Annotated in this window: 24 protein-coding genes and 2 pseudogenes; 14 read left to right on the forward strand and 12 right to left on the reverse strand. The window is 44.3% G+C overall.

The genetic code is table 11. The features are described from left to right. Window positions 1-191 precede the first annotated feature (191 nt). From C9889_RS10795 to C9889_RS11240, 4 genes are all read left to right on the forward strand, one after another. Window positions 192-317 (forward strand): hypothetical protein, encoded by a 126-nt coding sequence (locus C9889_RS10795; RefSeq protein ID WP_263853986.1) that lies wholly within the window; start codon window positions 192-194, stop codon window positions 315-317. Between the two features lie 98 nt (window positions 318-415). Further along, window positions 416-604 (forward strand): hypothetical protein, encoded by a 189-nt coding sequence (locus C9889_RS11230; RefSeq protein ID WP_318531542.1) that lies wholly within the window; start codon window positions 416-418, stop codon window positions 602-604. Between the two features lie 68 nt (window positions 605-672). Continuing rightward, window positions 673-1,155: an FAD-dependent oxidoreductase gene (locus C9889_RS11235; RefSeq protein ID WP_318531543.1), complete on the forward strand. Its 483-nt coding sequence runs from the start codon at window positions 673-675 to the stop codon at window positions 1,153-1,155. A 44-nt stretch (window positions 1,156-1,199) separates the two neighbouring features. After that, a complete protein-coding gene (locus C9889_RS11240) occupies window positions 1,200-1,841 on the forward strand; it encodes an FAD-dependent oxidoreductase (protein ID WP_318531544.1) in 642 nt (213 codons plus the stop codon). A gap of 23 nt (window positions 1,842-1,864) precedes the next feature. Here C9889_RS11240 and C9889_RS06305 read toward each other — a convergent pair whose 3' ends face one another. The 4 genes from C9889_RS06305 to C9889_RS06320 all read right to left on the reverse strand — a co-directional run bounded on the left by C9889_RS06305 (window position 1,865) and on the right by C9889_RS06320 (window position 4,541). Beyond that, complete coding sequence (locus tag C9889_RS06305) at window positions 1,865-2,215, reverse strand: nascent polypeptide-associated complex protein (protein WP_129598051.1); 351 nt, start codon at window positions 2,213-2,215, stop codon at window positions 1,865-1,867. A 53-nt stretch (window positions 2,216-2,268) separates the two neighbouring features. Beyond that, window positions 2,269-2,592, reverse strand: a complete 324-nt coding sequence (locus C9889_RS06310) for a HesB/IscA family protein (protein ID WP_129598052.1) — start codon at window positions 2,590-2,592, stop codon at window positions 2,269-2,271. A 96-nt stretch (window positions 2,593-2,688) separates the two neighbouring features. Continuing rightward, window positions 2,689-3,750, reverse strand: coding sequence for a hypothetical protein (locus C9889_RS06315; RefSeq protein WP_129598053.1), 1,062 nt, complete (start codon window positions 3,748-3,750; stop codon window positions 2,689-2,691). 26 nt (window positions 3,751-3,776) lie between these two features. Further along, window positions 3,777-4,541: an RAD55 family ATPase gene (locus C9889_RS06320; protein WP_129598054.1), complete on the reverse strand. Its 765-nt coding sequence runs from the start codon at window positions 4,539-4,541 to the stop codon at window positions 3,777-3,779. 99 nt (window positions 4,542-4,640) lie between these two features. Between C9889_RS06320 and hisI the strand changes: the two genes are divergently transcribed. The 5 genes and pseudogenes from hisI (at window position 4,641) to C9889_RS06345 (ending at window position 10,332) form a co-directional block, all read left to right on the forward strand. Continuing rightward, window positions 4,641-5,003 (forward strand): phosphoribosyl-AMP cyclohydrolase, encoded by a 363-nt coding sequence (gene hisI, locus C9889_RS06325; RefSeq protein WP_129598055.1) that lies wholly within the window; start codon window positions 4,641-4,643, stop codon window positions 5,001-5,003. Window positions 5,004-5,055: 52 nt separating this feature from the next. Further along, window positions 5,056-6,882, forward strand: a complete 1,827-nt coding sequence (locus C9889_RS06330; protein ID WP_129598056.1) for a PINc/VapC family ATPase — start codon at window positions 5,056-5,058, stop codon at window positions 6,880-6,882. 62 nt (window positions 6,883-6,944) lie between these two features. Further along, window positions 6,945-8,348 (forward strand): annotated as a pseudogene (locus C9889_RS06335) (UDP-glucose dehydrogenase family protein). 46 nt (window positions 8,349-8,394) lie between these two features. Continuing rightward, window positions 8,395-9,003: an imidazole glycerol phosphate synthase subunit HisH gene (gene hisH, locus C9889_RS06340; RefSeq protein WP_129598057.1), complete on the forward strand. Its 609-nt coding sequence runs from the start codon at window positions 8,395-8,397 to the stop codon at window positions 9,001-9,003. Between the two features lie 9 nt (window positions 9,004-9,012). Next, window positions 9,013-10,332: an AIR synthase-related protein gene (locus tag C9889_RS06345; protein ID WP_129598058.1), complete on the forward strand. Its 1,320-nt coding sequence runs from the start codon at window positions 9,013-9,015 to the stop codon at window positions 10,330-10,332. On the opposite strand, the gene C9889_RS11245 is transcribed toward C9889_RS06345, so the two are convergent. The 3 genes and pseudogenes from C9889_RS11245 to C9889_RS06355 form a co-directional block, all read right to left on the reverse strand. After that, complete coding sequence (locus tag C9889_RS11245) at window positions 10,333-10,620, reverse strand: NfeD family protein (RefSeq protein WP_449405485.1); 288 nt, start codon at window positions 10,618-10,620, stop codon at window positions 10,333-10,335. After that, window positions 10,618-11,633: pseudogene (locus tag C9889_RS06350) on the reverse strand (NfeD family protein); the annotation flags it as partial. The pseudogene C9889_RS06350 and the gene C9889_RS11245, both read right to left, overlap by 3 nt. A gap of 9 nt (window positions 11,634-11,642) precedes the next feature. Next, window positions 11,643-12,407 (reverse strand): slipin family protein, encoded by a 765-nt coding sequence (locus C9889_RS06355; protein ID WP_129598059.1) that lies wholly within the window; start codon window positions 12,405-12,407, stop codon window positions 11,643-11,645. Window positions 12,408-12,589: 182 nt separating this feature from the next. Between C9889_RS06355 and C9889_RS06360 the strand changes: the two genes are divergently transcribed. Then, window positions 12,590-14,722, forward strand: coding sequence for a DHH family phosphoesterase (locus tag C9889_RS06360; protein WP_129598060.1), 2,133 nt, complete (start codon window positions 12,590-12,592; stop codon window positions 14,720-14,722). A gap of 8 nt (window positions 14,723-14,730) precedes the next feature. Here C9889_RS06360 and C9889_RS06365 read toward each other — a convergent pair whose 3' ends face one another. Both C9889_RS06365 and C9889_RS06370 read right to left on the reverse strand, forming a co-directional pair. Continuing rightward, on the reverse strand, window positions 14,731-15,342 hold the full coding sequence (locus C9889_RS06365; protein ID WP_129598061.1) for an orotate phosphoribosyltransferase-like protein: 612 nt from the start codon (window positions 15,340-15,342) through the stop codon (window positions 14,731-14,733). A 129-nt stretch (window positions 15,343-15,471) separates the two neighbouring features. Beyond that, window positions 15,472-15,873 carry an NOB1 family endonuclease gene (locus C9889_RS06370; RefSeq protein ID WP_318531547.1) on the reverse strand — a complete coding sequence of 134 codons (402 nt, stop codon included), beginning with the start codon at window positions 15,871-15,873 and terminating at the stop codon, window positions 15,472-15,474. Between the two features lie 263 nt (window positions 15,874-16,136). Here C9889_RS06370 and C9889_RS06375 point away from each other — a divergent pair, with 263 nt between their 5' ends. Next, a complete protein-coding gene (locus C9889_RS06375; RefSeq protein WP_129598062.1) occupies window positions 16,137-16,919 on the forward strand; it encodes an NAD+ synthase in 783 nt (260 codons plus the stop codon). 2 nt (window positions 16,920-16,921) lie between these two features. Here the strand turns inward: C9889_RS06375 and C9889_RS11250 are convergent, their stop codons facing one another. The 3 genes from C9889_RS11250 to C9889_RS11260 are packed head-to-tail and all read right to left on the reverse strand — an operon-like array spanning window position 16,922 to window position 18,212. Then, window positions 16,922-17,299 carry a single stranded DNA-binding domain-containing protein gene (locus C9889_RS11250; protein ID WP_318531548.1) on the reverse strand — a complete coding sequence of 126 codons (378 nt, stop codon included), beginning with the start codon at window positions 17,297-17,299 and terminating at the stop codon, window positions 16,922-16,924. Then, window positions 17,224-17,859: a TiaS agmantine-binding domain-containing protein gene (locus tag C9889_RS11255; RefSeq protein ID WP_318531549.1), complete on the reverse strand. Its 636-nt coding sequence runs from the start codon at window positions 17,857-17,859 to the stop codon at window positions 17,224-17,226. The genes C9889_RS11250 and C9889_RS11255 overlap by 76 nt, the downstream gene beginning before the upstream one ends. Then, window positions 17,847-18,212, reverse strand: a complete 366-nt coding sequence (locus tag C9889_RS11260) for a tRNA(Ile)(2)-agmatinylcytidine synthase (RefSeq protein ID WP_318531550.1) — start codon at window positions 18,210-18,212, stop codon at window positions 17,847-17,849. The genes C9889_RS11255 and C9889_RS11260 overlap by 13 nt, the downstream gene beginning before the upstream one ends. A 53-nt stretch (window positions 18,213-18,265) precedes the next feature. Between C9889_RS11260 and C9889_RS06385 the strand changes: the two genes are divergently transcribed. The 3 genes from C9889_RS06385 to glyA form a co-directional block, all read left to right on the forward strand. Next, entirely contained in the window at window positions 18,266-19,225 is a 960-nt protein-coding gene (locus C9889_RS06385) for a transcriptional regulator (protein WP_129598063.1), read from the forward strand. Window positions 19,226-19,281: 56 nt separating this feature from the next. Further along, window positions 19,282-19,890 (forward strand): phosphoribosylglycinamide formyltransferase, encoded by a 609-nt coding sequence (gene purN / locus C9889_RS06390; RefSeq protein ID WP_129599465.1) that lies wholly within the window; start codon window positions 19,282-19,284, stop codon window positions 19,888-19,890. Between the two features lie 36 nt (window positions 19,891-19,926). After that, window positions 19,927-20,621, forward strand: a 695-nt coding sequence (glyA, locus tag C9889_RS06395; protein WP_164999345.1) for a serine hydroxymethyltransferase, incomplete at its 3' end; no start/stop codon positions are given.

Below are 20,621 nucleotides of genomic sequence, written 5' to 3' on the forward strand. Positions count from 1 at the left end.
GCATCGCTGCTGACTCAACTTATTGACACTTAATTATTATTAATCTACAATGTCTTTCCTGCTATTATTAACTCACTAGTGAAATCAATGCCATATTTTAACTTTTATAACAGCCTGACGTTGAGCGGACACTAACTGGGCAGTAAAGATATATTGTACATAGACCTGTCTTTATACTACGGGGGAGTTTAGTGACAATATCATCAATTATTTTTGTTTATAATGCAGATAGTGGCCTGTTGAATGAGATGAAAGATTATGTCCATAAAATAGTTTCTATATCTTCTGAGGAAATGAATAAACTGAACTTGCAGTAATGCAGGTAGGATCTGTTGCCTATCCAGTAGGTTTTATTGTGTAACTTTCACCATTATCTATAATTGTGATTGGATATAATGTCTGGATGGGGTATAATATGAAAGAATATGACCTGATTATCATAGGTACTGGCTCGGGTATGAATTATGTGGGGTCCATTCTCCAGCAAAATCCGGAAATGAAAATTGCTGTTGTCGATAAGGATGAACCCGGTGGTATATGTTTAACAAGGGGGTGCATTCCTTCAAAGATACTTTGTATCCGGCTGAACTTGTACGTGAAATAAAGTCAGCACAGAGATTTGGTATCTCTACAAAAATTGAAGATATTGATTTCAAATCTATAATGGACCGAATGAGAAATGCCATTCAATCAGACATTTCCATGATACGTGAAGGGCTGGAATCTGATGATGTGCTGGATTATTATGATGGAGTTGCCCGGTTTATTGCACCGTATACCCTGAAGATCGGGGCTGAGACTCTCAAAGCCCCAATGATTTTTCTCTGCACAGGTTCAAAGCCTTTCGTGCCACCGATTGAAGGGCTGGATGGTGTTACATATCTTACAAGTGATGAAGTGCTGAATCTGGAATCTCTCCCTGAAAGTCTTGTAATTGTGGGAGCGGGTTATATAGCAGCTGAATACGGACACTTCTTTTCTGCCATGGGTTGCAAGGTCACTGTTATTGGCAACGGCCCGAGGGTTCTACAACAGGAAGAGCCCGAAATATCCATTCTTGCAAAAAGGGAGATGGAGCAATATTTAGACATCCATACTGGCTACAGGGTTGTCAGTGTAGAGGAAAATAAGGGTATGAAAAAGTTAATGCAATAAATAATGAAGGTGCTGAAATCAGCATTGAAGCTGAACAAATCCTGTTGGCTGCAGGCAGAACCTCCAATTCCGACATTCTGCATCCTGATAAAGGGAATGTCAGTACTGATGAAAAAGGCTGGATTAAAGTTAATGAAAATCTTGAAACAACCTGTAAGAATGTCTGGGCTTTCGGGGACTGTAACGGACAGCAGCTTTTCAAACATGTCGGGAACTATGAATCAACTGTTGTATTCCAGAATGCTGTTCTCAGACAGGACGTAAAGGTGAGTTATCATGCCGTACCCCATGCTGTATTTTCCTGGCCTGAGATAGCAGGTGCAGGTTTAAGTGAAGAAGAAGCAATCGAATCTTTCGGTGAAGAAAGCATTTCTATTGGTTTTGAAGAATTCGAAAATACAGGTAAAGGCCTTGCCATGGATTTGCATGATTATTTCGTGAAAGTGATAATTGAGGACAATTCTCAACAGATCCTTGGAATCCACATTATAGGGCCTCAGGCCTCGGTACTTATACATCAGGTAATTCCCTTGATGTATGTGGATGGTCCCCAGACCCATCCGCTTGTACATTCAATGGACATACATCCTTCACTAAGTGAAGTTGTAAAAAGAGCTTTTTATTCTCAATACTCAATAGGGGAGTATCATATGATCCTTAAGGAAAAAGAGCTTGAAAAATCTTAAAATCGGAAGACTGCCCTCCTTTTTCAGGAGGACAGTTGCATAATCGCTTCGGCCAAGTCACCGTTGGCATTTTTGAGAGCTTCTTTTGCTTTATCTTCAGACACACCTGTCTGTTCGGTGACAAGCCTGACATCATCCTCGGGGATTTCATCTTCCCTTGCTACTTCCTCAGGAGTGCCAACGATCTGGTATGTGTCGACCCCCTGTGCATTCATTATGCTTACGTTTGCATCATTGAAAACAATATCTTTGTCAGGGGTACGGATGATTACTTGCTCCACATCGGAAATCTCATCTACACTAATTCCCATCTGTTTCATCATCTGCTTCATCTTTTTGGGGTTCATACCCTTGCCGCCCATTCCTGGAATCATATATAATATCTCCTTCTAAAGGATGATGTCTATTATCTGCAGTTATATATAACTTAGTGGCAACCGCCGCCGCATGAACCGCATCCACTCATTTCACTGGGATTGTCGATGACAAATCCATTTCCTTGAGGGGTTTCTATGAAGTCGACTGTAGCTTCGGAAAGTTCTTCATTGATGTCATTTGCCATCACGATCTTGATTTCCTTGTCGGTGACAGTAACATCATCTTCTTTGGTTTCATTGTCAAGTGCCATACCATACTGTACACCACTGCAACCCATCCCTGCGACAAAAATCCTCAATGCGTGGTCTTTTTTGTCTTCTGATTCCATCAGGGATCTAAGTTCTGTTGCTGCCTTTTCTGTTATCTCTATCATGTATTCTCTCCTTAAGGGTTCGCGATGGTTCCCTTTAGCAATGGGTTATATATATAAATTTTTCCTATATATATTGTTCGCTCCAATAGGAACAATTCACATTATTTCCACATCGTTATCGACCGGATTTAACAATACTTCCCCATTAGTAGCGTTTATTTCTACCGAATTCCTTTTACCCTTAGCTTCCCATACGGGCAAATACACCATCTCAATTTTCATCTCAATCTCTTTTTTGGAAGGAGAAATCCGTTTGTGTTCGGAAATTATAGCTTCACCTATAGTGTTATCGAATTTGATGTCCCGGGTGTACTGGTCAATTATTTTTTCATAGATGGCTTTGGTGGCATCTTCTTTTGCAATGATTGGGGCCTTGACTTCATAATCACTGACTTCTACCTCTATCTGTTTACTTATCGCAGGCAGGTCAAAATCCTCAAAAACTTCATTCATTGAGTTATAGTATCCCTCTCCTTCACCTTCTATGTCTATTATCTTGGAGCGGAATTGTCTCTGTGCCTGAATCTCATAAGTATATTTCCACAAAGGTACAAACTTGAGTGCCGCATTTGTGACATCCCTTTGATGTGGCTTTGCAATTGATATTGCACGCTCACCGGTAATATTTACAGGGGCACTGCGCAAGTCGATCACCTTGCTTTCCACTGAGGGGATTGTCTCAACGTCAGATTTCACCTTCGGCTTGCTTTCAATTGCTCTATTTTCCCCTTCTTTTTTGTTGCCGGCAAACAGGTTTGTTTTCTTTTTCTTGTCATCAGCAATGATATATTCTTCCGTGGCTTTTTCGACAGGGGCACTTTGTCCTCCCAGTTCAATACTTTCTCCCTCGATGTCTGCCAGCACAGCGTTACCGATCTGGTATGCAAGTTCTTCCCTGTCCCACACAATAACCCCCTTTTGCTTTGCAAATTCAATTTGTTCCTCAGAGGCATTTCCTGTTGCTACTATAAGGCCGGCTCCGTCGCGGATGTTGTATGCAAAATCTTCAATATATGATGTATTCAGAAGATTGCTGAATTTTATGTACATTTTTTTTTCATCTTTTTCTGCGATTAAGTCCGCGATACTGGAGTCCACTATCCTGTATCCAGATGATGTGAAAATGTCCTTCAATATTTGTGTAACGTTTTGTTTCATTTTTCCACCAATTTGAATTATCAATTTTAAAGTACCCTGGTAGTAGTTTCAAGCTCAATTCCCTTATCGGTTACATTGTAGGGAATCGTCCGGTTTAAGGGGATCATACCTCTCATCTTGCGAATCAATATGGATCTTTCTATCTCGCTTCCCCTTTCCCGCATTCTGAATTCAATGACACCGTCACAGACATTTTTCAGATTATTTTCAACTATATTGTCATGCATGCCAGCGGTCATTGTTATCAAATGGACGGCACCTGTAGCTTTTCCTACAGATGATATTATCTCGATTGTATCTACTACATTATTAAGCTCGTAAGCTCGCAGGAAATAAGATATGGAATCTATAATTCCCCTGTATTTTTCATTTCTCTCTTGTGTAGCAGTTGCCTTGAGAAGATTCATAGGATCAGTATTTTGTTTTATGAAATCCTTCGCAGAAAGGGATTCTGAATATGATATAGGGAGAACATTATAAAAGCGTAGGCTATAGGCGTCTACAAAATTCATAGTTCCGCTTTCAATGTAATCATCTATGTCCCATCCAAAATTTTTCATTTCAGAGACAATTTCGGAAACTGGTTGTTCTGATGTCAAGTAATAGACGTTTTCCTCATCAGTTAGTCCCCCATATGCAAACTGCTGGGCAAATATTTCCGAGTTGGCTCCGGGTTCTGCAAGTAAAAGAATCGTACTTCCCCGGGGCACCCCTCCACCCAGCTGCACATCAAGTCCCAGTATTCCTGTACGTACTTTTTGTGCCCTATTTTCATCGAAAGCGTAATCCATGTATTCACCGTGATATCAATTATAAATTTAAATCTCCAATCTTTTTATATATTGCTTCCTCTTAGTTTTTATAGTTATAGTTTTATTTACAGTGATTCGATGATAGCTATAGATGACCTGAAATTCAAAGATGACCTGATTCCGGCAATTGTGCAGGATTATGAGAACGGGGACGTATTGATGTTTGCATACATGAATCGCGAATCCCTTGAAAAAACCCTTGATAGCGGTATTGCACACTACTGGAGCCGCAGTCGTGGGAAGTTGTGGAAAAAAGGGGAGAGTTCGGGGCACATTCAATATGTAAAGGACATCCTTGTGGATTGTGATATGGATACCCTGCTTCTGAAAGTAAGACAAGATGGGGGGGCATGCCATGTGGGTTATAGGTCGTGCTTTTACAGGAATATTACTGGAGATATAGTGGGTAAAAAGGTCTTCGATCCTGACGATGTCTACTGATCCATACTCATGATGCAATTAAATTAAATATCTTCGTATCATAGCAATAATTATGGATAATCCTAAAGCCCTGAAGATCGTACCCGATACAAGCGTAGTTATAGATGGCCGCATTTCCCAAAAGGTGAAGGAGGGAGAGTACAGGGGAGCAAAGATTTTGATCCCCGAAGCTGTGGTGGCCGAATTGGAAGCCCAAGCAAACAGGGGGCTTGAGATCGGGCAAAAAGGGTTGGAAGAGCTTAACCAGCTTAACCAGCTTGAACAGGAAGGTCTTATAGAGCTTGATTTTGTGGGAGAGCGCCCCAACCTTGAGCAGGTGCAGCTTGCAAAGGGAGGGGAAATAGATGCCCTCATACGATCAACTGCAGAGGATTTTGGTGCGCTTTTTGTTACGGGGGACAGGCTCCAGGCGGACTTTGGTCGTGCCAGGGGGCTGGAGGTGGAGTACATTCATCCACCATCGGCTGAGTTTATTCCTCTGCACATAGAGAAATTCTTCACTGATGACACGATGTCGGTACACCTGAAAAACAAAGTATCCCCGATGGCCAAAAGAGGCAGTATCGGGGATGTGAGATTTGAAAAAATCCGTGATGAACCCTGCAGCTATGGTGAACTGCATCAGATGTCCAGAGAACTTCTGGAGAGAGCCCGGGCTGACAATGAATCTTTCATTGAAATGTCTACGGGAGGAGCTTCCGTTCTGCAGATTCGCAATATGAGGATCGCTATCTCCCAGACACCATTCTCGGATGATATTGAAATTACAGCTGTGCGTCCAGTAGCCTCTGTGAAATTCGATGAATACAGGCTCAGTGAGCAGCTTAAGGAACGTGTGGATATGCAGAGAGGCGTCCTGATCTCAGGACCTCCCGGTGCGGGTAAGTCAACTTTTGCAGCCGGACTTGCTATATATTTGCATGAAAGTGGTTATGTTGTAAAGACTATGGAATCCCCCCGGGATCTTCAGGTCCCCCGTGAGATTACCCAGTATGCCCCGCTGGACGATGATATGGCCAATACGGCAGATGTCCTCTTGCTAGTGAGGCCAGATTATACGATTTATGATGAGGTAAGAAAAAGCCGGGATTTCGGTATTTTTGCCGACATGAGGCTTGCTGGTGTGGGCATGGTCGGTGTAGTACATGCCAACAGGGCAGTAGATGCCGTACAGCGTTTGATAGGAAGGGTTGAGCTGGGCGTGATTCCGCAGGTAGTGGATACGGTTGTCTTTATCGAAAAAGGGGAAGTTGCAAAGGTCCAGATACTGGATTTCACCGTAAAGGTTCCTTCTGGTATGACCGAAGCTGATCTTGCAAGACCAGTAATCACGGTGTCGGATTTTGAAACAGGCAAAGTGGAATATGAGATTTACACCTATGGTGAGCAGGTAGTTGTGATGCCTGTTGCCCTGGAATTCAAGAAACCTGCCTGGAATCTGGCCGAAGGCGAAATCCGGGAAGTTGTGGAAAATTATGTCAGTGGTCCGGTAGAAGTGGAAATGGTAAATGATAGTAAGGCTGTTGTACGAGTTTTTGAACATGATGTCCCAAAGGTAATAGGAAAGGGAGGTTCTGTGATCGACCGCATTGAAAAAATGCTGGGGGTACATATCGATGTACGCCAGTTTGACGGTCAGTCCGAAAAAGAAGCCCCTATGGAGGTCAGGCCCGTTGTCGAACATACGAAGAAACACGTTGTCCTTTCAGCTCCGGAGCTGGCCAAGACTGATGTGGAGGTTTTTGTCGGTGAGCAATATCTTTTCACTGCAACCGTAAGCAGACACGGGGATATCAAGGTGCGTAAAGGTTCTCCGATTGCCGATGAGATTGTTGATGGAATCGATGAAGGTTACCCTGTATTAATAAAAATATTGTAAATTCAATTGTTATCGATTTCTGAATATACGGTGTTTAACCCTTCGGGGTTACATATCCCTTTTTGATATCACCAAATCCCTTTATTCTGATTTTCCTTCGTGTCTTTTTTACCCGGCAAACCATCATCCTAATATATAATTGTCAACAATTTACACAGCCAGGAGTTATTGTTATGAAAGTCTCTATTATAGGTTCAGGTTATGTGGGTTCGGTTACAGCAGCCTGTTTTGCCGAACTGGGTCACGAAGTCATCTGTATAGATATTGATGAAGAAAGGGTAAGGCAACTCAACGATGGTTATCCTCCTGTATGGGAATAGGGGCTGGAAGATCTTATGAACAGGCATGTGGGCAAACGCCTGATTGCCACTTCTGATTATGATTATGCTATACAGAACTCGGATATATCTTTTATTTGTGTGGGAACACCTTCCTCAGATAACGGTGAGATTGACCTTTCGATAGTCGCTGCTGCAAGTAAGAGTCTTGGGGAATCAATTGCTTCCAAAAATGCTTATCATACCGTGGTGGTGAAAAGTACGGTTGTACCCGGTACAACAGAAGGGGTAGTTCGTTCCATTCTGGAGGACTATTCCGGACGTAAGGCGGGGGACACTCTTGGGCTTGCTATGAACCCTGAATTCCTGCGTGAAGGCCGTGCGGTTCATGATTTCCTGAATCCCGATAAAATAGTGGTAGGCTCCCTTGACAGACGTTCCGATTCCCTCGTATCGGGTCTTTACAGGGATATTGATTGTGAGGTTACCAGCGTAAATATACGTACAGCAGAGATGATCAAGTACGTGAATAATGCTTTTCTGGCCACCAAGATATCTTTTGCCAATGAGGTGGGCAACATCTGTAAACGCCTGGGTATTGATACCTATCAGGTAATGGATGCTGTAGGCAGGGATTTCCGTATCAATCCGGCTTTCTTGAATAGTGGGGCGGGTTTTGGTGGCTCATGTTTCCCCAAGGATGTCCGTGCCCTGATTGGAAGTGCAAAGGATCTGGATTATTATCCTTCCCTGCTGGAATCAGTAATTGAAGTAAATGAACTGCAACCTCTCCAGATGGTTGAGATTCTCGAAGACAAGCTACCGGAGATCAAAGATAAAAGGATTGCCGTGCTGGGTCTGGCTTTCAAGAACGACACCGATGATATACGTGGGTCCCGCTCGATTCCCGTTATCAGGAAATTGCTGGAAAAAAAGGCGGATATCCATGCCTATGATCCCCTTGCCTCTGATAACATGAAAAAGGTCTTCCCCGACATCACCTATGCATCCAGTGCACAGGAAGCTCTTGAGGGTGCACAGGCCTGTCTGCTAATGACTGAATGGGACGAATTCAGAAAGCTTAACACTGAATTTGATTCGATGGATAGGAAACTCCTGATCGATGGGCGCTATCTTCTAGATCCTGAAGAACTGGAGGATGTGGAGTATGAGGGTTTATGCTGGTGAGCATTGTTCGATACATTGATGTATCAAAACCCTTTTTTTATCTGACATGAAACAAATAACCATCATTGATTATGGCCTTGGCAATCTCAGGAGTGTCCAGAAAGGGCTGGAACATGCCAAAGCTTCTGTAAATATCTCTATAGACCCGGAAGACATCGAGAACAGTGATGGGGTCGTGCTGCCCGGTGTAGGGGCGTTCAGTGATGCCATGCGCAACATTGAGCCTTTCCTGGATATTCTTTATGATTATGTCGAATCAGGTAAACCCCTGCTTGGAATTTGTCTGGGTCACCAGATGCTTATGACAAATTCCGAGGAAGGAGGTATGCGTGATGGGCTGGGTTTCATTCCCGGTAACGTTGTTCGTTTTCCCCATAGTAAACTTAAAGTTCCACATATGGGATGGAATTCTCTTCATATAACACAGCAACATCCTATCTATGAGGGCATCGAGGATGATTCCTATGTCTATTTTGTGCATTCCTATTATGTGAGTACTGATGATGATCATACTCTTGCCTCATGTGAATATGGTGTGGAATTTGCGGCATCTGTTGTTAACGAGAGGGGTAATGTAATAGGAACCCAGTTTCATCCGGAGAAAAGCGGTGAAGTTGGGTTGAGGATATTGAGTAATTTTGTTAAAATGTGCTGAGGATTAATCATGGATATTGAAGGCTATGCCAGGCATGCCCTGCTTCGTGGAGAAGAGGGAATTGCCGATAAACTTGCAGATCGTATAATGGAAATAAAGGACACCGACAGACAACATGCTATTGCGCTGGCTAAAGCAGCAGTTGAAGAAGCCAGGGCAACTATGGATGTAAAAGGGGACGTGCTATCTCCTATCACTTCAGGCGTAACAATGGGCCAATTCGGTGTGGGTTCCAGAGGCACCGGCGATTTCTATGCCCATGAAAAAATTGCCGAGGTAATAGGCAGCACCAAAGCTGCAGTAGACAGCACCCATCTGGATGATTCCGGAGCTGTACAGATGGAAGGAGGGGATTATCTCATAGTCACAATCGATGGCATCCACTCCAGATTGAGTGATTTTCCTTTCCTTGCAGGTTTCCATGTGGCCAGGGCCTCTTTAAGGGATGTTTATGTAATGGGTTCCAGGCCCCTTGCCCTGCTTTCGGATATCCATGTGGCCGATGACGGGGATGTGGCAAAGATCTTCGACCATGTCGCAGGTATCACCGCGGTATCGGAACTTACAGACATCCCTCTCGTGACCGGAAGTACCCTGCGTATTGGAGGGGATATGGTAATCGGAGATCGAATGACCGGTGGTGTCGGTGCTGTGGGAGTTGCTTCCGCGATGACTGCAAGGGAGAGGGCCGAAATAGGGGATGTGATTCTCATGACAGAAGGTGCAGGCGGCGGAACTATCTCCACAACCGCTCTCTATTACGGGATGCATGATGTGGTGGATGAGACCATCAATATCAAGTTCCTCCAGGCATGTGAGGCACTCCTTGAAAAGGACCTGGATAAAAAAGTACATGCCATGACCGATGTTACCAACGGAGGGGTACGCGGTGATGCCAAGGAAATTTCAAGGACTGCAGGAGTCAAGCTCGTCTTTGAAGAGGAAAATATGCGTGGGCTTGTAAATCCCCGGGTCTTAGGTATGCTTGAAGGTCTCAATATAGATTATCTGGGTGTATCCCTGGATTCCCTCCTCTTGATAGTCCCCCCTGAACATGAGCAGGAAATTCTTGAAACCGTTCAAAATGCAGGTGTCGATATTGCAACAGTTGGTTATGTTGAAAAAGGTCAAGGTGGCGAGCTTGTGATTGACGGGCAGCGCCGCGACTTCACGCCACGCTTCCGTGAATCTGCCTACACACCAATTAAGAAGATGGTCGGAGATACAACTCCCGATGATTTCGAGGCAATGAGCAAAGCGGTTGATAGGGCGGCCCATGAGGCGATATCCAAAAAGAGACGTATAGTGGAGATGCTGGGGAAGCAGTGATTACTTCCCCTTAAACTTACGGACAATGAGTACAGGCCCGTCCTTTTCCAGTATTTCCACTTTTTCTTCCCGGTCGATGGTGTCTTCGGAGCGTGCTTTCCAGTATTCTCCGCTATATCGCACGTAACCCGGGTTCCCTTCGGATATAGGATCTATCGCTTCGGCAATTTCACCGCTCATTTCTTCACCAATAATTGGCTTGCGTCCCTTGGCCTGTACCACTTTGTATATTGCAAAGGCAAAGAATAGTCCGATTATTATTGTGGGTATAACAATATAGAACATCATACTCCTCTGTACGTCTGCAGGTGTATACCAGCGAGGGAAATCCATGGGTATCAGGAATATACTGCCTGCTATCAGGCACACTATTCCTGCAATACCGAATATGCCAAATCCCGGCGCTGCAATTCGAGAATAAGCAGGACCACCCCCAGGCCAATAAGAAACAGTGATGCTATATTGACATCGAATCCCATACCTATTAATCCCAGGCTGATTAGTATGGCACCGAATATTTCCGCACCTGCGCCTGGACTGGAAATTCCCAGGACAATGGCATAAATGCCTATCATCAACAACAGGGAAGATATAATGGGATTGGATATTATGTTCATAAGGTACAGGTTCAGGCCTGGCTCATAATTGGAAATATCTGCTCCCGAGGTATTGAGTTGCCTGTTTTTGATAGTTTCTCCGTCCACCTGTTCAAGCAGCTCGGGGATATCTTCTGCTATATACTCGACAACATTGCTGTTTCTTGCTTCCTCTGCGTTTAGATTGAGATTTTCAGTGATGAATAACTCCGCAGCGGTCACATTCCTGTCATGCTTGCTTGCTTTTTCCTTGGACAGGGCAACGATGGCATTTATTATCTTGGAATCATTGATGGGCTCTGATCCACCGGCAGGGGATGCCTGTACAGGCTGGGCCGAACCAATCACAGTGAATGGTGCCATGGCAGCTATATCGGTGCTGATAAGGATCAGTGTACCGGCAGACCATGCTTTTGTTCCTTCTGGATAAACGTAGCCGATTACAGGCACAGGTGAGGCATCAATGCTCTCTATTATGTTGAGGGTTTCCTGCAGACCTCCTCCCGGGGTATTCAGGGTAATTATCAGTGCTTCATAATCTTCAGTTTCAGCAATTGCAAGTGCATTGTTAACCATATCATCGGATACCGGTGTGATGGAATCTGATATCTCCAGTACCAGTACTTTTTCACAGCTTGCATTTGATGCGGCTGATGTCAATAGTAAAAATGCAAAAAGAAATAGGAAAAGGGCCTTTGCCCTCATGGCTCCTCCTTATTTGTTCTTTGAAGTGAATGCTTCGGTCAGGGCCGCGATATCTCCACTGTTAGATGTGTTGGTGACTACAATCGTGTTGCCTTCCCGGGCAACCTCGGCTATTGTCTGCAACTCCCTCAGTTTTATCGTGGTGGGTACTTCCTGATAGAGTCTGGCGGCGTCAAGCATTTTCTGGGCAGCCTTGTACTCCCCGTCTGAAAGGATAATACGGGACCGTTTCTCACGCTCGGCCTCAGCCTGCTGGGCAATAGCCCTGAGCATCTTTTCATCAACACTCACATCCCTCAGGGTGACCGAGGTGACTTTTATTCCCCATGGATCGGTTGAAGCATCCAGTATCTCCTGTATGTCCTTATTGACCTTCTCTCTTCCAGAAAGCACTTCATCAAGTTCAATTCGGCCAACTACATCACGCAGGGTTGTTTGTGCCAGCATTGAGGTTGCATACTTGTAATCCTCAACTTCTGTAACTGCTGATTCGGGTTTGAGGACTTTGTAGTAGATGACTGCATCCACCGCCACTGTAACGTTATCATAGGTGATAACTGCCTGTTTCGGGACATCTATTGTTACGATACGCAGGTCTACCTTGACCGCAGTATCGACAATAGGAATTATGAAAAATACACCCGGTCCCTTGACTCCACTAAATCTGCCCAGCCTGAAGATGACCACTCGCTCATACTCCTTTACCACTTTGATGGATTGGGACAGGATTATTACTAATACGATTAATGCAGGAATTATATATTGTTCTACCATGCTAAACTCTCCCTTTATGATACTTTGCAAACAATACTTCTAAAAGTTATTGGTGGGATGGTGGGACAGGTGGATATTACTACTGTAATTCTCTGCAAGTGGACAATTAAAACCTGTCAAATAGTATCCTCTCTTTGCAGCAATCTACATAAACAAGCAGGTCAATCAGCAACACAGATACAATGAAAGAAAAATGCAGTGAATGTGGCGGAACTGGTGCCCGTGAATCCTCTATACAGAAATGTCCTGAATGTAAGGGCTCCGGGAAACCAAAATCAATGAATCTTATGGAACTTTCAGAAAAAGATGTAAACAGCTTCCTCAAAGGTAGTTCCGTATGTGAAAAATGCGGTGGCAGTGGGGAAGTTGAAGTAAAGGACCCATGTCCTTCCTGCGGAGGAGAAGGATTTCTTTATAGCTGTGACCTATGCGGCAAATCCATCGACCACCTGATAGACGGACGCGAGATATGCAAATCATGCAATGAGGTAAAGGTTGTCCATATGCTGGACGACTCCTGTGACATGAATGAGCTTTCCGTAGGTAAATATTATCATGCAGAGGTAAACAACCTGGCATCATTCGGGGCCTTTGTGAACCTGAATTCCAATCTGCGCGGGTTGATTCATTCAAGCAACATAAAGGCCAAGCTTGAACCCCGGGAACGGCTGATCGTAGAGATAAATGAGATCCGTTCTGACGGGAAAATGGACCTGCTACCACGAAGTGTTGGTGAGCATAAGGTCGTAGAAGTTGAAAAGGAAATGCCGGTGCGTATCTCGTCTGAATTGAAGGATTATGTGGGTAAGCTTGTGCGTATTGAAGGAGAGGTGCTCCAGGTCAAACAAACAGGTGGTCCCACCATTTTTGTAATTTCTGATGAAGGCGGCGTAATTCCCTGTGCAGCCTTTGAAAGTGCAGGGGAGCGGGCATATCCGGACATTGATTCGGATATGGTGGTCTCTCTTACAGGTGAGGTCAACCTCAGGGGAGAGGACCTGCAGCTTGAAGTCAAGAGCATGAAACAGCTCAAAGATGAAAGAGGGAAGACTGTCAGGGAACGCATAGACCGTATACTTGACCAGAGGGCGGAACCTTATGATATAGAATTCCTTGTCAAAAGTCAGGTTCTGGAAGATCTGCGTCCTGCAATGAAAGATGTTGCCCGGATTATCAAAAAAGCAATTCTCAGGTCCCGCCCGATATTGCTGCGCCATCATGCTGATGCTGATGGCATGACAGCCGGTGTGGCCATTGAAAAGGCAATCCTGCCTCTTATTCGTGAAGTCAACGGCCAGGATGGAGAATACTATTTCTACAAACGTTCTCCTTCAAAAGCTCCTTTTTATGAGATAATGGATGTGACCAAGGATATTTCCTTTGCTCTTGAAGATGCGGATAGGCATGACCAGAAACTGCCTCTTGTTGTGATGGTGGATAATGGTTCCACTGAGGAAGATGTACCCGCGATGAGACAGGCATTGATATATGGTCTTGATATGGTGGTTGTGGATCATCACCATCCTGATAAGGTCGTTGATGATTATTTGTTGGCCCATGTTAATCCCGCTCATGTGGGAGGGGATTTTGGCCAGACTGCCGGTATGCTTTCCACAGAGGTTGCACGGATGATTAATCCTGACGTCACAGAACAGATACAACACCTCCCTGCAATTGCTGCTGTGGGTGATCGTTCTGAGGCCGATGAGGCTTATCAGTATATTGATCTCGTTTCTTCCAGGTATTCCCTGGAAAATTTGCAGGATGTCGCCCTTGCCCTTGATTTTGAAGCCTACTGGTTGAAATTCAACAGTGGAAGGGGAATTGTAAACGATCTTCTCAATTTTGGTGACTCCGCCAGGCATAAACAACTTGTAGATCTGCTGTGTGAGCAGGCAAGAGCTATGATGGATGAGCAACTTGAGGCATGTATGCCCAATGTCAAATCACAGCAACTGCCCAACGGTGCTATTATGAATGTGCTTGATGTGGAGAACTATGCTCACAAATTCACATTCCCTGCACCGGGTAAGACCTCCGGGGAAGTTCATGACAGGATTTGCAGGAAAAATGAAGGCAAACCAATTGTTACCATCGGTTATGGACCGGACTTTGCAGTCATACGGTCCCGTGGGGTTAAGATGAATATTCCTGAAATTGTCAGGCAGCTCCATGAGGAAATTGTCGGTGGAGGAGTGAATGGCGGTGGCCATCTTGTTGTCGGAAGTATCAAGTTCGTGGGAGGGATGCGAAAAAAGGTACTCTCCAAACTTGTGGAAAAAATAGGTCAGTATGAAGTGGATACGGAGATTTAATATCTCCTTCAATCCACCCTTGCCAGTTTGATAAGTGAGTTCACAGGGACTCCGCTGATTGTTTCCGAATTTTTCTTGTCAATAATGACTGCAATTGCAACTGGCTTGGACCCGCTTTTCTTTATCTGTTCAATTACATCGGTAATCGTTGAGCCAGATGAGACCACATCATCTACAATAATGCAGTTTTTTCCTTCAACATCCCCGAAATTTCTGCTAAAAATTCCTGTGTTTTGATTCCTCTCTTTCTGGCTGTCATAACCGTGGAATATGGAAAATTCGACACCCAATTCCTCGGCAATCATGGTGGCCATGGGTACACCGCTTAATCCGATTCCCACTACCATATCTACCATCTGGTCATTCTTGTCAAGAGATTCGAGCACCATGTCACACAGGGCCTGTGAAATATAACGCAGGCGGAAAGAGCTTTTACCTATGGCACTCCAGTTGACAGAAATGTCCTTGGGTGCAGGGGCTTCAGCACCTCTTTTACCCCGCATGAGAAGCCATGTGACAGTATCCCTGGATACATTAAGTTCATTTGCGATCTGGCCGGTAACAAGACCATTGGATTGCAGTTCGACTGCTTTTTGTACAAGTTCTTCTATATTCTTCATTTTATCCCCACATGCTGTTTTATGCTATTTGTTTTCCTATACATCCTCTATAATATTATATCTTTCTTTTACGTATTTTCTTGAGGGGGGACCCACAGATAGGGCATTCTTCACCATTGTCAAATCTTTTCATGCAGCCGGTGCATTTTTCCCCCAGATTATTTTGTCCTTTATTCTGGATTGGGATATGGGTTCTACCTTTATACCAATCATGCTTGCCACATTCTGCACAGCATAATCATCTGTCATGAGGACAGCATTTTTCCCATATTCCAGAGCTTTTGCCAGCACATCGATATCGGTCCCGGAAAGTTCTTCAAGATCGCCTGTACCTTCTGCCTTGTCCAGGATTTTTTTCCTGAATACAGGATCTGGTTGCTCAACCTTTGCCCCGGTTTCAAGGGCGATCAACATTTCCATGCTTGTGTATTTTGCCTTCGTTTCATCGATTACTGCGGGTACTGTAACAAGCTGGCGCTCCCTGCCCTTTCTATTGATGAAAACGCCGGTGTCTGCTATGTATATTTTCATGAGGCTAGATATGTTAAAGGAATATTAAAATTAAGCCCGCCTCTTCAGGATATTATGTCGGTAAGGGGCAAGATTCCTTTAATTTCCAGCCCATCTTCGCCAATATTAATCTCATGGATTTCTTTCTTATGTTTAGAATTGAAGTTCTTGAGGACAATGAGACCTTTTTTTCAAATGTAATTTATTTTACTTAAACCTCATTCCTTCCGGTGTAAATGTATTAATACAATCCGTCCAAATAATGCCACCTCAGGTGGATATAAATGGACATTCTGCAAGCAAAGGAAAAAATAGTGGATTTCATTCGCGAGAAATGTGAGGATGCCGGTGTAACGGGTTGTGTTGTAGGTATCAGCGGTGGAGTGGATTCTGCACTTGTGACGCATCTGGCAGTGGAAGCACTTGGTGCTGAGAATGTACTGGGGCTGCATCTGCCTGAACTGAATGTCACACCGCCGGAAGATGTACTGGATGCAACCGCGGTGGCCAATGGACTCGGGATTGAATTCAGGACCATTGATATTGGGGGAATTGTTCAAACATATCTGGCAAATATGCCTGGTTCTGATCCCGCTAACAAATACGTCAACGGCAATCTGAAAGCCCGGATCAGGATGTCCATTCTTTACTATTATGCCAATCTTGGCAGCAGACTTGTGGCAGGTACCGGCAACAAGACCGAAATCTTGTTAGGTTATTATACCAAGTACGGCGACGGCGGGGTGGATCTCGAACCAATCGGGGACCTCTATAAAACTGAAGTGTTCCAAATGGCAAAAATGGCAGGTGTTCCCGCCGGAATCATTGACAAATCCCCATCAGCCGCTCTCTGGGAAGGCCAGACAGATGAAAATGAATTGGGGCATTCCTATGCTACAATCGACAGCATCCTGATGAAAATGCTTGCAGGTGAGGGGGCCGGAGAAGTGGCTTTAGAATGTGGTGTCTCTGATGGCGAGCTGGACAAACTTCTCCAGCGTGTCGATTCCAATATGCACAAACGAATGCTGCCTCCTGTAGCAGACCTTGCATATATAAGAACCTGAAATTATCTTGAAGGGTGAATATCCTTTCCTTCTTTCCGGATAAGAGGCATTGAAAGATGCCTGCGGGCACAGGGGGGCACCTCATATATTCCGGTTTTTATTCCCCTTTCAACTTTGGATCTTATGGTTGTGTCTGCTCGTGTTTTGCAACGCCTGCATCGATATCCCTGTCCATTCCCGGCAGATTTCATACTCTTTTCACATTCTGGGCAGAGGGGATTTACATTCTTATATTTTTCCACAAGTCCTCTCACATCAATTTTTTCAATATTCAATGTCTTATTCTTGACACTTCCGTGTAGTGTTATATGATCTCCCGGGATAAGTTTGCGAATAAGTTCACGGAAGTTTTTTGTGGGTTCAAAAGCGGCACATTCCATTTCTTCTCCCTCTTTGTCCCTGAAAAGGAATAGTGTATGCCCTCCTTCGATTGTGCGGGGAGTTGAAGCCACAATCCCTGGATTATATATGATTCCATGTCCTGCAGGTTTCTGATACTTTCTGCTGGAATCAGATGCATATCGGTTCCCTGATTTGTCTTATAGATTGCATGTCTCTCGGTAACTTCTCCCTCTATCATGGAGGCGGCATGGGAGATGTATTCGGGCGTCTTTCCCCGAATGCCATAAAGGACAGGGTCTGGCGAATGAGGTATGCAGACCACCAGATTGTTTGCAATATCACGGTTGTCCCATGTATGGGGATAGGTGGCATCATCTGCCCGGATAACACTATTTTCATTTACAAATCGCTGTGTACCCCATGCTTCTCTCTGCCTGTAGGAGAGGTATTCATAAGTGTGGTCCCACTCTTCTTCCAGCATGGCACCGCAGGCAGCCAGTGCTCCTATCAGACCACGGCTGTTTTTGTATCCTCTGGCATCAAGTTCGTATTTTTCAATGAGGGCTTTTGCTTCCTGGATGGTAATTACGTGTTGCACAGCCCGTTTGAAAAGGCGGCCAGGGCATTTTTAACTTCATCATTGTTATTTTCTAGAAAGACCACACCTGGATTTGTATTTTCATCCTCCATCTGTGCCAGTTCTTCTATTCTCTGTATTACATGTTGTTTGACTTTTTCAGGTTCAGATGTTTCTATTTTGATCGCAACTGCAGCATTTCCCCTTGTTTTGAAGGGTATGGTAGGATTCAACCTTATAAGTAGGGGCAGGCCGGCGGGCTTGCCATACGCTTTAAGTTCATCCATCAATAGGGCACCAAGGTATGTGGTGCACATCCCAAGACTGCGGGAATCTGTATCATCAAAGCTTATAATCATGTTTTTTCGAATCATGCATTTGTGGGTAGATATATTTATATAGATGTGCAAGGACATTATAGTTTGTCATGACAAAAGACACTCTAATACATCAAATCATTGATGTACTGGAAAAGAGTAATTTTACTGTATCTAGCCGCTGTAACATTAGACCTCGTAGTTTTGATCTGGCAGCAAGGCAGGATGGTGTACTTCTTTTCTGTAAGGCATTATATAATATTGATAGCCTGAATGAAGAAACAGCATCTGAAATGAAAGCATTGGCAGGATATCTCGGTGGTACTCCGATGCTGATTGGGGCAAAAACGCGTGATCAGATGCTTGAAGATAGCGTAGTCTATGTCCGGTATGAGATTCCTGCCCTTAATGTCCAGACCCTTTATGATTATTTTGTAGAAGGCCTACCTCCTCTGATTTCAGCGGCTCCCGGAGGTCTCTATGTTTCCATTGATGGTGATGTGCTGCGGGATGCCAGAAGTCAACTTTCGATGTCCATTGGTTCCCTGGCATCGCATCTGGGGCTATCCCGGCGTACCATCAGTAAATATGAAGAAGGCTGCATGGATGCTTCCATTGATGTTGTACTCGAACTGGAAGAGTTGCTTGATGTGGCGCTTGCAAAATCCATCGATATTTTGGGTCCGTTTCACAGTGCCCGTCAGGAACCCGATGAAAATGGCACCTTGCGCCCTCCTACAGATGGTATCCTGAGTTTCATTTACGGGCTAGGTTATGATGTACTTTCAATATCCCAGGCACCTTTTAATGCAGTTTCCAGGGACTGTTCCACTACTTTCCTTACCGGGGTAAGTAAATACAGCAATGCGATGATAAAGCGAGCTCATTTGATGAGCAATATATCTACCATCACACGTACAAGATCTGTTTATATCATTGAAGGAGAGAGTAAAATTACATCGGTAGAACACACAGTCCTGATTGAAAGAAAGGAACTGGATTCCCTTTCGGATTCAGAGGAACTGGATGATCTTATTAGTGAAAGGGCCAGTGCGACTGTTGATTATTGATTTTTGGATTGTTTTTTCCAAAACTATAATATATGGCAATTCCCTTAGGATGGGCAATGACTCTCAATATTGCAGTCCTGATATCCGGCAGGGGCTCTAATCTACAGTCAATTATTGATAATGTGGAAAGTGGTTATATCCCAAATGCCTGTATCAGTGTGGTTATAAGTGATAAAAAGGACTCTTATGGTCTTGAAAGGGCTATGAATCACGGCATAAATGCTGTTTTTATCGACCCAGCTGCTTATGAACCCAAAGAACATTTTGAGAATGCACTACTGGACGTTCTTGCAAAATTCAGTACGGATGTGCTTTTACTTGCCGGTTTCATGCGAATTCTGGGTTCCAATGTGATAAAGGCATACAGTAACAGGATAATGAATATCCATCCTGCCCTTTTGCCTTCTTTTAAAGGTCTGCATGCTCAGAAACAGGCGCTGGACTATGGTGTAAAAATTGCAGGTTGCACTGTACATTTTGTTGACGAAGGGATGGATTCCGGCCCAATTATTCTACAAAAAAGCGTACCTGTACTTGATTCGGATACGGAAGATTCCCTTTCTGAAAGAATACTTGCACAGGAACATATTATTTTCCCCGAAGCAGTTAAGTTGTTTGCCGAAGGAAGACTGGACGTAAAAGGAAGACGTGTACATATATTATAATCATCTCATAAATTCAAAGATACAAGGAGGAACAATATGTCTTATATTTCAGAAACAGATCCCGATATTGCCAGAGCAATGGAGCTCGAGGCCGAAAGACAGGACTATAAACTCAACCTTATAGCATCAGAGAATTACACAAGCAGGGCGGTAATGGAAGCTCAGGGTTCCATTATGACCAACAAGTATGCAGAAGGCTACTCCGGTAAGAGGTACTACGGAGGCTGTGACTTTGTTGATATTGCAGAGGATTTGGCGATTGAAAGGGCCAAGGAAATTTTTGGTGCCGAGCATGTGAACGTCCAGCCGCATTCAGGTTCAGGTGCCAATATGGCTGTTTATTTTTCCGTCCTCAATCCAGGTGACAGGATAATGGCAATGGACCTCTCCCACGGAGGTCACCTCTCCCACGGAAGTCCTGTAAGTTTTTCAGGTAAACTTTATGATATTGTACCCTACGGAGTAGCAGAGGAAACTGAAGAGCTGGATTATGATGCCCTTGAAGAAATGGCAAAAAAGGAAAAACCCCGCATGATAGTGACCGGTGCTTCTGCATATTCCCGCACGATCGACTTCAAACGATTCCGTGAAATCGCGGATTCAGTGGATGCATACCTGCTTGCGGATGTTGCTCATATCGCAGGCCTCATTGCGGCCGGTGAACATCCAAGTCCGGTGCCATATGCTGATTTTGTAACAACGACCACACACAAAACACTGAGGGGTCCCCG

The organism is Methanohalophilus profundi, from assembly GCF_004137855.1.
In the GTDB taxonomy this organism is placed as follows: domain Archaea; phylum Halobacteriota; class Methanosarcinia; order Methanosarcinales; family Methanosarcinaceae; genus Methanohalophilus; species Methanohalophilus profundi.

Excerpts from the sequence above, each read along its gene's own strand:
- C9889_RS11230 (WP_318531542.1), top strand. The coding sequence starts at position 416 with ATGAAAGAATATGACCTGATTATCATAGGTACTGGCTCGGGTATGAAT.
- C9889_RS11235 (WP_318531543.1), top strand. The coding sequence starts at position 673 with ATGAGAAATGCCATTCAATCAGACATTTCCATGATACGTGAAGGGCTG.
- C9889_RS06305 (WP_129598051.1), bottom strand. The coding sequence starts at position 2,215 with ATGATTCCAGGAATGGGCGGCAAGGGTATGAACCCCAAAAAGATGAAG.
- C9889_RS06310 (WP_129598052.1), bottom strand. The coding sequence starts at position 2,592 with ATGATAGAGATAACAGAAAAGGCAGCAACAGAACTTAGATCCCTGATG.
- C9889_RS06315 (WP_129598053.1), bottom strand. The coding sequence starts at position 3,750 with ATGAAACAAAACGTTACACAAATATTGAAGGACATTTTCACATCATCT.
- C9889_RS06320 (WP_129598054.1), bottom strand. The coding sequence starts at position 4,541 with ATGGATTACGCTTTCGATGAAAATAGGGCACAAAAAGTACGTACAGGA.
- hisI (WP_129598055.1), top strand. The coding sequence starts at position 4,641 with ATGATAGCTATAGATGACCTGAAATTCAAAGATGACCTGATTCCGGCA.
- C9889_RS06330 (WP_129598056.1), top strand. The coding sequence starts at position 5,056 with ATGGATAATCCTAAAGCCCTGAAGATCGTACCCGATACAAGCGTAGTT.
- hisH (WP_129598057.1), top strand. The coding sequence starts at position 8,395 with ATGAAACAAATAACCATCATTGATTATGGCCTTGGCAATCTCAGGAGT.
- C9889_RS06345 (WP_129598058.1), top strand. The coding sequence starts at position 9,013 with ATGGATATTGAAGGCTATGCCAGGCATGCCCTGCTTCGTGGAGAAGAG.
- C9889_RS11245 (WP_449405485.1), bottom strand. The coding sequence starts at position 10,620 with ATGATGTTCTATATTGTTATACCCACAATAATAATCGGACTATTCTTT.
- C9889_RS06355 (WP_129598059.1), bottom strand. The coding sequence starts at position 12,407 with ATGGTAGAACAATATATAATTCCTGCATTAATCGTATTAGTAATAATC.
- C9889_RS06360 (WP_129598060.1), top strand. The coding sequence starts at position 12,590 with ATGAAAGAAAAATGCAGTGAATGTGGCGGAACTGGTGCCCGTGAATCC.
- C9889_RS06365 (WP_129598061.1), bottom strand. The coding sequence starts at position 15,342 with ATGAAGAATATAGAAGAACTTGTACAAAAAGCAGTCGAACTGCAATCC.
- C9889_RS06370 (WP_318531547.1), bottom strand. The coding sequence starts at position 15,873 with ATGAAAATATACATAGCAGACACCGGCGTTTTCATCAATAGAAAGGGC.
- C9889_RS06375 (WP_129598062.1), top strand. The coding sequence starts at position 16,137 with ATGGACATTCTGCAAGCAAAGGAAAAAATAGTGGATTTCATTCGCGAG.
- C9889_RS11250 (WP_318531548.1), bottom strand. The coding sequence starts at position 17,299 with ATGGAATGTGCCGCTTTTGAACCCACAAAAAACTTCCGTGAACTTATT.
- C9889_RS11260 (WP_318531550.1), bottom strand. The coding sequence starts at position 18,212 with ATGATTCGAAAAAACATGATTATAAGCTTTGATGATACAGATTCCCGC.
- C9889_RS06385 (WP_129598063.1), top strand. The coding sequence starts at position 18,266 with ATGACAAAAGACACTCTAATACATCAAATCATTGATGTACTGGAAAAG.
- purN (WP_129599465.1), top strand. The coding sequence starts at position 19,282 with ATGACTCTCAATATTGCAGTCCTGATATCCGGCAGGGGCTCTAATCTA.